This is a genomic window from Alkalimonas sp. (assembly GCF_020831925.1).
GTDB lineage: Bacteria > Pseudomonadota > Gammaproteobacteria > Enterobacterales > Alteromonadaceae > Alkalimonas.
On the sequence record NZ_JAFIFQ010000004.1, the window covers coordinates 64,650 to 77,710 of the forward strand.

Below are 13,061 nucleotides of genomic sequence, written 5' to 3' on the forward strand. Positions count from 1 at the left end.
CTTCTGTTAAACCGGGGCGCCGACAGGCTCCGGCCGATTCAGACGCTGCCATAGAACCCAGCCGGCCAGAGCCAGACTGCCTTGTGTTGCGGTATTGCTGATTTGCGCCAGCCACTGAAAGGCTTCGCTGGGATCGCCGACTCTGGCCAGCCCTGACATCACGAACACACCGACGATGTTGGCAACAAATAAAGCCGCCGCCAGAGTGCTACCGGCCGCCAAACTTAGCTTCATCGCATGCCAGGTAAAGAGGATGTTTGCCAGCGTCAACTGCAGCAACAACACAAAGAACCAGACATTGGATTCCAACCGGATCGCCAACAACAAAGCCAACCCCAACCCCAGCATGCTGGCCGATAACGGGCAACGCCAGGCGGTAGCACGCAAGGGCCGCTGTGCCAGTTGTCGCCGCACCGACCAGATTGCAAAAGCAATAAAGGTAAAGCCGGGTGCCATCAACACAAATAAGGCATCGTTGAGTGGCATCCAGTTGATATCAAAAGCTGCAATCAGCAGTTTCCAGGTCGCTTTGCAAAAGCCTCCCAAACCGACCAGCACAATGGCAAAGCGCATCAGACGCGCCATCGAAGCATCCGTTTGTTCCAGACAACGGGCGGTAAAGAGCAGGCCAGTGACAAACAACACGATGGGAATGTAATCGTACAGGGCTAAAGCAAGACTGTATTGAACCATATGATCATCCTTCTACGCGCTCAGTATTGACATAATGATATACTAATAATACATTAAGTCTATCTTTACTTCGCGATTGTCGAAAGCGATCACCAAAAGGCGGGAAAAACATGAAAGTTGCAGCAGCACAATTCGCCGTAACCAACGATGTGGCACAGAATCTTGCGACTTGTCTAAGAATAATAGCACAAGCTGCCAAAGCACAACCGGATTTAATTGTCCTGCCGGAGTTTTGCAATCACAACTCCTGGTACGACGATGCAGCCCACTGTTATCAGGTGTCCGTCGCTTTGGATGGCGACTTCCTTAGCGCTATTGCGGAGGCCGCCCGGCAGGCAAAGGCTTATCTGGTGATCAATTGCACGGTACAGCGAGCCGAGCAGCAGGTGACTGGCACCAGTTTGCTGTACTCCCCCGATGGAGAGCTGCTGGCAGAAGCCGATAAACAGGTGTTGATCGGCCATGAAAACGACTTTCTACGCCGTGCTACCACGCCCAGCCCTATTGTGGAGACGCCCTTTGGTAAGCTAGCACTCTATGCCTGCATGGATGGCGTCATCAATGAAACACCCCGCTGTCTGGCACTTCGCGGCGCCCAATTGCTGTGCAACAGCCTGAACTCCTTTGCCATTGACGAAGGCAACCTGCATATCCCGGTGCGGGCCGCTGAGAACAAAGTATTTGTAGTGGCCGCCAATAAAGTAGGCCCGTTGATCCCAGAAGCGATGCTGCAGCCGGTATCTGAGGCCGTCAATATACCGGTGCAATTTTTAAGCGGTGCCGGCGACAGCCAGATTGTCGCACCGGATGGCACTGTACTGGCGCTGGCGGGCCATGACGAAGACATTATTTATGCCGAGATAGATTTAAACCAGGCGCTTGATAAAACCCGCCCCGACGGCACCGATATTTTCCATCAGCGCCAGCCTGCCCTGTATCAACCACTGGGCGAAGATCCGGCGCAGCAACAGCTACCTGCCTTCGAAGGCGTCCACCAATTGCAGGCAGCGAGCCTTGCCATTCATGCAACCGGCGAACAAGCGATTGCAGAAGCCGTGACGAGCGTGGAAAAATTGCAATCACAGCAAGTACCGCTGATTTGTTTGCCACAATTGCTGTGGCAGGATGGCAGCAGCAGCTATGATGATGCCGCTCTAAGCGCTCAACTTATCGACCAGCTAAGTAAGGTGTTAACAGCTGATACCCTGGTGGCCTGCAGTGTGCTGCTGCCCTATCAGAGCGGCTTGCGTCACTGCGCTGTACTGATTGCAGCCAGCGGCGTGGTGCACTGCCAGCCGCAAGTGCATCACTCCAACCGCTTTGCCCATCAGGTAGCAGGCGAGCGCTTTAGCATTTATCCCAGCCGCTTTGGCAAACTGGCTGTGCTGTGTGAAGACGATGCCATCTACCCGGAGACCATGCGCCTGATTGCAATGCAGGGCGCGGAAGTCGTGCTGGTGCCCTTGCAGTTGCAAGAAGCCTGGCTGACCGCCACCGGACTGGTCGAGCGTTCAGCCGAGAACAGGCTGAACCTGATTGCCGCCGATCGCAAAGAAGCCAACCATCTGATCTGCGATTTGCAAACCGACTTCACCCTGATGACCCCCTGGCAGGAGCGTGCCTTCGATGGCTTGCTCAGTGCGCCTGTGGTGCTCCGGGGGCAACAGCAACAGCCAGTCCTAAGCGCCACCATTCATCCGAGTGCAGCAGCCAATAAAGTGGCTTCGCATCGCACCGATCTGATTGCCAGCCGTCCCTGGCAATTGTTGCAACCTATGCTGTCCTACGCGACAACCAGAGGATAATCACCATGAGCCCATCACTGCCTCAACAACTCAGCGATACCACTCTGGCGGCCATTGTCGATCACTTTGAGCTGACCGAACAAACCAATGCCAACGGCGGCCCCTGCATGACTCTGCACAGCCAATTGCCGATGGTCCAGGGCCAGGTCGGCACTGTCCGGCTGTTTCAGGGGGACAGCATCCAACGCCTGGTGACCTGCTCCATTGTGGTACCGGCCATGCAACTGGATTCGCACATGATCTTTGCCTTTACCGCCAGCGATTCAGCCCTGCCTCACTTTACCCTGGACTCGGTCAAAGCCGGTGAGCACTACTCATTCCATTTGGATTTGATCCCACGACTGGATCTGGCAGCCCATACCGACTACATGAACGAGGTATTTTTGCCGCTAACGCCGCTGTTTCAAGAAGCAGAAGCCATTGCTGGCATAACGCCTGCTCATATTACCCCGGCGCAGCGCGCTACCATGTCACCCTGGATGCTGGTGCATCGGGCAACGGAGGCTGGCTTTAAGCAAGTCTTTCCTTTTGTTGAACGCTACCGGCTGTATTGGCAGGAGCTTATCGCCAAAGGCGTTACTTCCTCCGTCAGCAAAGCAGCGCTGGCCGAGCGGGACAGCGCCAACCGGGCCGCCATTTTTTCGCCGCAAATCGACCCGGTCTGGCAACGCATCGATGGCCTGATTGGCCAGGCCGCCGGCGAGCAGCTGCGTACCCTACTAAAAAGCAATCACTGAGCGATATAAGGCCAGCCAGCCTGACAGGAGAGGCGATGAAACTTACAGCAGAATACTTTGTAGAAGGCATGAATGCCGAGGAAAAAGCCAGGGCAGCACGGGTTGAAGCCGTGCTACCCGCTTTAAAAGAGGCCGCTAATACGGTCGATCAAAACGGCAGTTTCCATCAGCCCCACATCAAGACACTGAGCGAGGCAGGTCTGCTTGGGCTTATTATCCCGCAGCAATACGGTGGCCTTGGTGGCGGTTTGCGCGATCTGGCTGCAGCCACCTTTGCCATGGGCTCGGTCTGCCCTTCGACCGCCCTCGCCTATTTTTTCCATTGCTCGTCGGCATCGCGCGGCTTACTGGCACTGGAAGCCATTGAAGCCGGTTTATTTAACGATGAAGAAATCCCCAAAGTGCGGGACTTTGCCGAGAAAATACTACTGAACATGGGCCGTGACGGCCTCTGGTTGGCTAACTTTGCCAGTGAAACCGTCAAGTCGCAAACGGCTGCCATTACCATCAGCACCACAGCCAGCAAAGTGGCCGGCGGCTATCGGCTTAATGGCGTCAAAAGCTTTGGCTGCGCCACCGGTGTGGCAGACCGTTACCTGGTCACTGCCAGCCTGGAGGGTTCCAAAGATGCCAGTGGACTTTGTACCTTTTTTGTTGAACGCGATGCCGCAGGGGTGCGTGAACGGCAACAATGGGATGCGCTCGGCATGCGCGGCACCGCCACCCATGGCCTGATCCTGGAGGATGTCTTTGTTGCCGACCAGGATGCACTGACCCTGCCCGCTGCCTTTACCCGTTGCATGCAAATGAGTCGCGGCAGCTTTGTCGGCAATCAGCTGGCCGGCATCGCCGTCTATCTGGGCCAGGCCTGGTCGATTTACCGTGCCTGCCTGCAGATCCTGACCAGCTCCACCTTTGGCGACAGTGGTGCCACCATTGCCAGCTCACCGATGCACCAGCAATTGATTGGTGAAATGATGGCGGATCTTGAAACCGCTACCCTCTGGCTGCGACGGCAACTGGAGCTCGAAACCGCCGAGCCGGAGATCCTGCCCAAAAATGAGGTGGTTAAGCGTTGGCGTTTATGCAAAGGCCAGGTGTCTGAGTATGGCTTTAAAGTCGCCGTTAATGCACTGAAATGCCTGGGCACCACCGGCACCAACAACCACAGCCCGGCTGGCAAAGGCCTGCGTGATATGGCGATGGCGCTGGTGCAAGCCTTCCCGGCTGAGCGGGGCCGGCTGATGGCAGCTCAAATGGAAACCGATGGCGCCGAACAACAGCAATTTGGTGTCAAAGCGCCATGAGCCAGCTACCGGTCTTTCGCAACTACATCGCCGGTACCTGGCAACCAACCGAGCCGACCAGCCGGGCACTGACCAACCCGAATACCACAGAGGTGATTGGCTACCAGGCCAGCAGCAGTGCCATTCAGATAGAACAAGCCCTGGTGGCGGCTGAAGCCAGCTTTGCCAACGGCAGCTGGGCTTTGACAAAACCACAGCAAAGAGCCGATGTACTGGAGGCCATTGCCAGGCTGCTGGAACAGCAGCAAGAAGCCATTGCCCAATTGGACTCGATGCAAAATGGCGTGGTGATTGCTCAAACCCGCCTGGTAGCGGCGATTTGTCCGGCAGCCTTTAAAGCCGCCGCTCAGCTACTGCGCAGCCAACAGTCGATACGCTACCTGCCTGGCACCCACAGCGATGTTGAAGTAGAACGGCTGCCGCTGGGTGTGGCGGTCATTATCACGCCCTGGAATGCCCCGTCCGGTATCGCCTGCCATAAACTGGCCAGCGCTTTGGCCGCTGGCTGCAGCGTGATTTTCAAGCCCTCGGAATGGGCCGCCGCATCGGCGCAATTGATCGCCGAAGCCATTGCCGCTGCCGGACTGCCTGCCGGCGTCTTTTCGCTGCTACACGGCAGTGCCATGGTTGGTAGCCGCCTGGTGCGCGATGAACGCTGCCACTGCGTCTCTTTTACCGGCGGCGCCGTCGGCGGCGCTGCCATTGGCAAGGTCTGCGGTGAACAAATCAAACCGGTGCAACTGGAACTGGGTGGCAACAACCCCATGGTGGTGCTGGCAAGCGCCAATACCGACCAGGCGGCCGACGCCATCGTGACTGGCCTGACTACCATGAATGCGCAGTGGTGCCGGGCGCTGGGGCGTATTCTCGTCCATCAGGACATCAGTGCAGAATTGCTTGGCAAGGTTACGGAGCGGCTGGCTCAGCTACAACTGGGCTCTTCCGATGACAGCTGCGCACAGATGGGCCCGCTGGTACATCAGGGGCACTATCAGCACATTCGGCAATGCATCGAACAGTATCGCAAGCAAGGGGCCGAGATCCTGCAGCCCACGCCCTTGCCAGCACTGCCCGGTTACTTTGTGCCACCGACGCTGGTACTTGGGCTGGCCCCGGAGCTTACGCTGGAAGAAGTCTTTGGTCCGGTCGCCTGCTGGCACACCTTTAGTACCGAGCAACAAGCGACGGCCCTGGCCAATCAAACGCCGTTTGGCCTGGCAGCCTATGTGTTTGGCGACGAGCCAAGCGCCTGGCAGCTTGCCCGCACCCTCAGAACCGGTGGCGTCAAAATCAATGCCATCAGCTTGCTGAACCTGAACCCGATGGCGCCACGGCCAGCCTGGGGCAAAAGCGGCCTTGGCGATGAAGGTGTGGTGGAAACCTTTGAATTTTTCCGGGGCAACCGGGTAATAGGAGTGGCCGGATGAAGCAAACCGAGCTGTTGATTGGCGGTAAAGAACAAGCCGCTGTATCCGGTGACTATTTTGATGTGCTGGCCCCCGCCACCGAGCAGCGGCTTGGCCGGGCCGCCAGAGCAGGTAAAGTTGATGTCGAGCTAGCCGTTGCTGCAGCCCAGCAAGGCTTTGCTGAGTGGTCTTCGCTGGCACCGGCCAAACGGGAAGCCTGCCTGCTCAAAGCCGCGGAACTGGTGGAACAACAAGGCCAGGAGCGCTTACTGGATCTGCTGATCGATGAAAGCGGCTCCACCATCAGCAAAGCACGCAACGAAATTCGTTATACCGTGGATTTGCTGCGGACAGCGGCCGGTGAGGCACGCCGCCTTTATGGCCAAACCTTTCCGAATGATCACCCCGGCCGGCTATCGATGGTGCTCAGAGAGCCACTCGGCGTAGTAGCGGTGGTTTCACCCTACAACGCCCCGCTGGCGCTGCTGTGCAAGATGGTCGCCTTCCCGCTGGCGGCCGGTAATGCGGTGGTGATTAAACCTTCGGAAGAAACCCCGATGATCGCCATCGCTTTTGGCAAGATCCTGCTGGAGGCTGGCTTACCGCCAGAGGCCATCAGCATTCTGACCGGTTTTGGCGCTGAATGCGGTGCGCCGCTGATTGATCATGAGCAGGTGCATTGCATCGCCCTGACCGGCTCTACCCTAACCGGCCAGAAAGTCGGTGCCAGTGCCGCTAAACGCATGGTGCGCACTCAGCTGGAACTGGGCGGCAAAAGTGCCGTGCTGGTACTGCGCGATGTGGATCCAGTCAAAGCTGCCGCCATAGTGGCGCAGGGCATTTTTACTCACAGCGGCCAGATCTGCATGGCCAATAGCCGGGCCGTAGTAGAAGACGCAGTGTTTGATGCCTTTGTCGCTGCGCTTAAACAACATACCACTCAGCTGGTACTTGGCGATCTGCGCGATGAAGCCAGCTGCTATGGACCCTTGATCCACCGGCAGGCGCTGCACAAGGTACAACAGCATGTAGCCGCAGCCATCGATGCCGGTGCCAGCCTGCTGACCGGTGGTCAGGTGCAACAGGGCCTGGTGTACCAGCCGACCGTTTTGCTGCATACCCCGTCCGATTGCAGTGCCTGGCGTGAAGAATTGTTTGGCCCTGTGTTGTCGGTGGTGCGGGCCCGTGATCTCGCCGATGGCATTGCCAAAGTCAACGACAGCGATTACGCCCTGTCATCGGCGGTGCTGACCAAAAACATCCATTGGGCGATGCAGGCCGCCCGGCAGATCAAAGCCGGCTCTGTCCATATTGGCATGCATGCTTTTCAAAGCAACGCCCTGGCACCGATTGGGGGCAGCAAGCTATCCGGTGTTGGCCGCAGTGGCGGCGCCTACTCCACCGCTGAGTTTACCGAGCTTAAATGGATCAGCATGGAACTGGAAGAAAGCCTATGAGCCAGCGCCCCGTGGTGGAACGCTTTTACCTGAATACAGCCCAGGGTCAGCTGCATCTGAGGCAAACCGGCTCAGCCAGCAAGCCCTTGCTGCTCTTGTTGCATCAGGCTCCCAGTCACAGCCAGATGTATGAAGCTCTGATGCCGCAGCTGGCTGAGCACTATTACTGCGTGGCGCCGGATTTGCCCGGTTGTGGTCAGTCCGATCCGATCACCGCAGCCAGTATTGGCGAGCTGGCAGCCTGCCTGTTTGGTGCTCTGCAGCAAATCGGATCTGTAGCTGCCGTCTTGGGGCATCATACCGGTGCTGCGGTTGCGGCCGAGCTGGCTGCATTCTGGCTCACAGAGACCAAAGCCATCATTCTGTCCGGTCCACCCTTGCTAAGTGCAGAGCAGCGGCAGCAGTTGCAGGCCATGCAGCAACCACGGCCCGCCTCTGAAGATGGCCAGCATCTGCAGGCGTTATGGCAGTATTTACGCGGCAAAGATCCCAGCGCTGATGTGGCGTTGACCGAGCGCGAGCTCTGCGCCGCGCTTCGTCTTGGCAGTGGCTATCCAGCCCTGTATCAGGCGGTTGCGGCGCACGATTTCGCCGGCTGTCTGAGCAGCCTACGCTGCCCGGCCCTGGTGATGGCAGGTCAGAACGACAGTCTGTACGCGGCAGTGGCGCCAACCTTAGCTTTACTCAGCCAGGGAGAAAGCGCCGATCTTGGCCAGACCGGCACCTACCTGTTCGACACCGACAGCGAACGGGTCGCCGCTTTGATCCGCTCATTTTTAACCAAGTACGGGATCTGAACCATGGACTTGCAACGACAGAGTCTGACTTTAGGGCAACGCCCTGCCCTGATCCTGGTGGATATGATCCACGCCTTCACCGATCCCACTTGTCCGCTCGGCACCGAGTGTCCCGAGGTGGTGCAGGCTAATTTTCAGTTGCTGCAGGCCTTTCGTGCCAGACAGCTGCCAGTATTTTTTTCCACCGTCGTCTTCCATGCGCCGGAACAAGGCCGGGTGTTTCGTCAGCGGGTGCCAGCACTAAATGTACTGACCCCGGATTCCCACTGGGTACAGGTGGACGCCCGGCTAGCCCCGCTCGAAGGCGAAGCCGTGGTGACCAAACAGGGTGCCAGTGCTTTTTTTGGCACCGAACTGGCCAGCTTGTTGCAGCAAAGCGCTGCCGACTCAACGGTTATTACCGGCCTGACCACCAGTGGCTGCGTGCGTGCCACCGTGATTGATGCCATGCAACACAATTACCCGGTGCAGGTGCCCAAAGAGGCAGTCGGTGATCGCAACCCGGCCGCCCACCAGGCTAATTTATTTGATCTGCATGCCAAATATGCCGATGTGGTCAGCCTCGACCACATTTTGACTCAACTATCCCAAACCGAGAGCCATTAACATGACCACCCAACCTGTTCTTATCGCCGGCTCAGGCCCTGCAGGCTCCTTGCTGGCACTGTATTTATCACAACAAGAGATCCCGGTGATCCTGTTTGAAAAACAGCCGGATCTGCCGGTTGATCTGCGCGCCTCGACCTTCCATCCCCCTTCACTGGAGATGTTGGATGAACTGGGTGTGGCCGATGCCATGATTGCCAAAGGCCTGAAAGTAGATCGCTATCAGTACCGTGACCGACGCACCAAGGAAGTGGCAGAATTTGATATGGGGCTGCTAAGCGACGATACGCGCTTTCCGTTTCGACTGCAGCTGGAGCAATACGAAATGACACGGATCATCAACCAGCAACTGGCCAATTACCCGACCGCTCAGGTGCTGTTTAGCCACGAGGTGCTGGGCTTTTCGCAGGATGACAACGGCGTCACCGTGCTGGTGAATACCCCGGACAACGAAAAGCAATTTCGTGGCAGTTTTCTGCTTGGCTGTGACGGTGCTTCCAGTCAGGTTCGTAAAGCGGCTGGCATCGGCTATGGCGGCTTCACCTACAACGAAAAGTTCCTGGTGGTCAGTACCCCATTTCCGTTTGAACAGGTGTTCGACAACCTGTCCTATGTGAACTACATCTCGGATCCGGACGAATGGTGCGTGCTGCTGCGAACCGAAAAACTATGGCGGGTGCTCTGGCCGACCGATCCGGCTGAGGCCAATCCGGCGCAAACCTATCTGAATGATCAGTACATTCAACAGCGACTGCAGCACCTGCATGCCAAAGCCGGTGACTACGACATCGGGCACAAAACACTGTATGCGGTGCATCAGCGGGTGGCCGAGCGTTATGTGCAGGGCCGGATGGTGCTGGTTGGCGATGCCGCCCATATCAACAATCCATTAGGCGGCATGGGCATGAATGGCGGCCTGCACGATGCCCATAACCTGGCGCAGAAGCTGACCTGCATTCTGAAAGAAGGTGCCAGCTACCCGGAACTGTTCGCCCAGTATGAACGCCAGCGCAAGGATTTGGCGGTGGAATTTGTGCAGCAACACACCATTGCCAACAAACAAATGATGGAAACCAAAGATCCCGAGCAGCAACAAAAACGCCAGCAGTGGTTTATGGAAACCGCCGCCGATCCGAGCAAGGCCAGAGCCTTTATGCTGGAACGCGCCATGTTTAACTGCCTGCGTGACAGCTTGCAACAGGCCTGAGCCGCGCCCAACAGGAGACACCGCTATGCAGAATTATCAGATTGCTCACCGGGCACAAATTGGCGTCATTATCCCCTCCACCAATACAGGGGTTGAATATGACTTGCAGAAGTTTGCCCTGGACGGGGTGAGCTGGCACCCGTCCCGCTTCTGGATTGAGCTTCGCAACTGGGCCGATGAGGTGCAGCAGACCGGCGACAACGAAAACGTAGTGTTTGAACGCTTTCTGGATATGATCCGCGATGAAATCCCCTTGTCTATCCGCAATGTACTGAGCGCCAAGGTCAACCACATTATGCTGGGTATGAGCGCCGAAACCTTTTGGGGGGGCCTGGAAGGCAATATCCGCTTTGAGCAGCAAATCCGCGACCAAATTGGCGATATGGGCCTAACCACAGGCGCTACCGCCACCCGAATGGCGCTGGAGAAGTTTAAAGCCCGTAAAATATCGGTGATCACGCCCTACCCACCGGTGGGCGATGACAATGTGTTTCGCTTTTTCAGCGACATCGGCTTTGAGGTACACAAAGTCAAAGGCCTGAACCGGCCCTCGGCAACGGCCATTGCCGAAACCCCCATTCAGCAGGTGATCGATGCCATCTACGAGGTGGATGGCGATCAGGTCGATGCCATTGTGCAATGCGGCACCAATCTGTCCACGGTCGATCTCTTCCCTACCTTCGAACATATTTTGGGCAAGCCGCTGCTGCCGATAAATGTCGCCACCGTCTGGCATGCCCTGCGCAGCTGCGGCATCGAAGACAGACTGACCGGCAAAGGCCGTTTACTGGAAGAGTTCTGACAGCAGGCCAGGTGCTTGCCTGGCCGTCGTGATAAAGAGCAGTTTACAAAGCCGGCTTAATTGATATATAGTTATATCATTAAACCATAAAATGGGGATGCGCCATGTTCAATAAGCCACTTGCCGGGATCAAGATTCTGGATTTAACCCATATGCTGTCCGGCCCTTACGGCACCATGCTGCTGGCCGATATGGGAGCCGATGTGATCAAAGTTGAGCCGCTGCAAGGAGAAGGCACCCGTAAGTTGCTGGCCAATGATCCAGACAACTCATTGGATGGCTTTGGTGCTTATTTTATTACTTTAAACCGCAATAAACGCTCCGTTGCCATTGATTTAAAAACGCAGCAAGGCAAGGAGCTGTTTTATCAGTTGGTGAAAAAAGTGGACGTGGTAGTCAGCAATTTTGGCCCTGGTGTGCCTGAGCGGCTTGGCATCGACTATGCAACTCTGCAACGCCATAATGAGCGCATTATCACCTGCACCATTACCGGCTTTGGCTCGGAAGGCCCGGGCGCCAACCGACCAGCCTTTGATCAGGTGGCCCAGGCCTTTGGTGGCGGTATGTCCATCACAGGCACCGATCCGGCAACCCCGATACGGGCCGGTATTCCAATTGGCGATTTGGGCGGTGGCATGTTTGCAGTGATGGGCATTCAGGCCGCGCTGATTGAGCGCTTTAGCAGTGGCAAAGGCCAGCATGTGGATATCTCGATGCTGGATTGCCAGATCTCCATGCTGAACTACATGGCCACCATGCATTTTCTATCGAAACAAGATCCCTACCCGATTGGCAATGGTCACTTTGTGCATGTGCCTTACAACAGTTACAAAACCCAGGATGGCCATATTATTCTGGCGGTGATTACCGACAACTTCTGGCAAAACCTCAAGGGCGTGGTGCAGATCCCGGCATTTGATGATCCCAAGTATGATGGTCAGCCCGGCCGTTTCGCCGATAAAGACTTTATTGATCAAACGCTGAATGTCTTGTTTGCTACCAATACCAATGCTTACTGGATTGAGCGGCTGGAGGCGGCCCGCATTCCCTGTGCGCCAGTCAATAAATTGAGCGATGCGCTTAGTGATCAGCAAGTGTTGCACCGCAAGATGGTAGTGGAAATCGCCCACCCATCGGGCGCAACCACGAAAGCACCTGGCAACCCGATTAAACTATCGCGCAGCCACCAAGACAGCTTCAGCCCGGCGCCTTATATTGGCCAGGATACCGAGCAGGTGTTGCAGCAGGAGCTGGGCCTGCCGCTGGACAACATTGCGGCCTTACGGCAGAGCAAGATCATTGCCTAGGAGCGCCAGCCATGCAAACTGATGTGCTGATCACCGATGTCGGCCCGCGCGATGGCCTGCAAAACCAAAGCCGGATTTTAAGCCCGGCACAGCGCATTGCCCTGATTGAGCAATTGATCGCCGCTGGGGTCCGCTCGATTGAAGCCGGTGCCATGGTGTCACCCAAAGCCGTGCCAGCCATGGCGGGCAGTGATGAGGTGATTGCCAGCATCGCAACCCGGTATCCGGTGCAACTGCAGGCGCTGGTGCCTAATGTGAAAGGCTATCAACTGGCCGTGCAGGCCGGGGCCAAAGCGGTGTTGTTTGTCATCTGTGCCAGCCAGAGCATGAATCAGAAAAATGTCCGGCTGAGTGTCGAAGACAGTCTGCTGCAGCTGCAGCAAATCCTGCAACTGGCGACGCAGGATCAGGTAGAGGTACTCACCTGCATTGCCGTAGCCTGGCATTGCCCCTTTGAAGGCAAAACCCCGGTGGCTACGGTCAGCCAGTTAGTCACTCAGTTGCAACGGCTAGGCGCCAGCCAGCTGGTACTGGCCGATACCATAGGCGCAGCCAATCCGGCTTCGGTGCGCCACTTGTTGCAGGTTATCGTGCAGCAACAGGATGCGGCACTGCTCGGTTGTCATTTTCATGATACCCGCGCCATGGGGCTGGCCAATGCCGCGGCGGCGGTGGATGTCGGGATCCGGCGTTTTGATGCCGCTATCGGTGGTCTTGGCGGTTGTCCTTTTGCACCCGGTGCTACCGGTAATGTCGCCACCGAAGATTTGGTGATGATGCTGGAGCAAATGGGGCTTCGCACCGGCATTGATCTGGCCGCTTTGTGTCAGGTCGGCACGTTTGCCGGCGAGCTAACCGGCCAATGCACCGGTGGCCGGGCCGATCGCTGGCGGCAACTGCAGCTGGCGGCCCAACAACCGCTTTATTAGCACCCTGA

General features: G+C 56.9%; 12 protein-coding genes. 11 read left to right on the forward strand and 1 reads right to left on the reverse strand.

What is annotated here, in order from left to right; all coding sequences use genetic code 11:
• Positions 1-6: 6 nt before the first annotated feature.
• Positions 7-693: a hypothetical protein gene (locus tag JJU14_RS02580; RefSeq protein ID WP_228611039.1), complete on the reverse strand. Its 687-nt coding sequence runs from the start codon at positions 691-693 to the stop codon at positions 7-9.
• 110 nt (positions 694-803) lie between these two features.
• Here JJU14_RS02580 and JJU14_RS02585 point away from each other — a divergent pair, with 110 nt between their 5' ends.
• From JJU14_RS02585 to JJU14_RS02635, 11 genes are all read left to right on the forward strand, one after another.
• A complete protein-coding gene (locus tag JJU14_RS02585; RefSeq protein ID WP_228611040.1) occupies positions 804-2,498 on the forward strand; it encodes a nitrilase-related carbon-nitrogen hydrolase in 1,695 nt (564 codons plus the stop codon).
• Between the two features lie 5 nt (positions 2,499-2,503).
• Complete coding sequence (locus JJU14_RS02590; RefSeq protein WP_228611041.1) at positions 2,504-3,235, forward strand: hypothetical protein; 732 nt, start codon at positions 2,504-2,506, stop codon at positions 3,233-3,235.
• A gap of 35 nt (positions 3,236-3,270) precedes the next feature.
• On the forward strand, positions 3,271-4,542 hold the full coding sequence (locus JJU14_RS02595) for an acyl-CoA dehydrogenase family protein (RefSeq protein WP_228611042.1): 1,272 nt from the start codon (positions 3,271-3,273) through the stop codon (positions 4,540-4,542).
• The gene (locus JJU14_RS02600) at positions 4,539-5,969 is read left to right on the forward strand and encodes an aldehyde dehydrogenase family protein (protein WP_228611043.1); all 1,431 of its coding nucleotides are present in this window, start codon (positions 4,539-4,541) and stop codon (positions 5,967-5,969) included. The genes JJU14_RS02595 and JJU14_RS02600 overlap by 4 nt, the downstream gene beginning before the upstream one ends.
• On the forward strand, positions 5,966-7,405 hold the full coding sequence (locus tag JJU14_RS02605) for an aldehyde dehydrogenase family protein (RefSeq protein ID WP_228611044.1): 1,440 nt from the start codon (positions 5,966-5,968) through the stop codon (positions 7,403-7,405). Before JJU14_RS02600 ends, JJU14_RS02605 begins: the two co-directional genes overlap by 4 nt.
• Positions 7,402-8,202 carry an alpha/beta hydrolase gene (locus JJU14_RS02610; protein ID WP_228611045.1) on the forward strand — a complete coding sequence of 267 codons (801 nt, stop codon included), beginning with the start codon at positions 7,402-7,404 and terminating at the stop codon, positions 8,200-8,202. Before JJU14_RS02605 ends, JJU14_RS02610 begins: the two co-directional genes overlap by 4 nt.
• A gap of 3 nt (positions 8,203-8,205) precedes the next feature.
• Positions 8,206-8,808 carry an isochorismatase family protein gene (locus tag JJU14_RS02615; protein WP_228611046.1) on the forward strand — a complete coding sequence of 201 codons (603 nt, stop codon included), beginning with the start codon at positions 8,206-8,208 and terminating at the stop codon, positions 8,806-8,808.
• A 1-nt stretch (position 8,809) separates the two neighbouring features.
• Positions 8,810-10,015, forward strand: a complete 1,206-nt coding sequence (locus tag JJU14_RS02620) for an NAD(P)/FAD-dependent oxidoreductase (protein WP_228611047.1) — start codon at positions 8,810-8,812, stop codon at positions 10,013-10,015.
• A gap of 25 nt (positions 10,016-10,040) precedes the next feature.
• Positions 10,041-10,817, forward strand: coding sequence for an Asp/Glu racemase (locus JJU14_RS02625; RefSeq protein ID WP_228611048.1), 777 nt, complete (start codon positions 10,041-10,043; stop codon positions 10,815-10,817).
• Positions 10,818-10,921: 104 nt separating this feature from the next.
• Positions 10,922-12,124, forward strand: coding sequence for a CaiB/BaiF CoA-transferase family protein (locus JJU14_RS02630; RefSeq protein ID WP_228611049.1), 1,203 nt, complete (start codon positions 10,922-10,924; stop codon positions 12,122-12,124).
• A gap of 11 nt (positions 12,125-12,135) precedes the next feature.
• Positions 12,136-13,053 (forward strand): hydroxymethylglutaryl-CoA lyase, encoded by a 918-nt coding sequence (locus JJU14_RS02635; RefSeq protein ID WP_228611050.1) that lies wholly within the window; start codon positions 12,136-12,138, stop codon positions 13,051-13,053.
• The last annotated feature ends 8 nt before the right edge of the window (positions 13,054-13,061 follow it).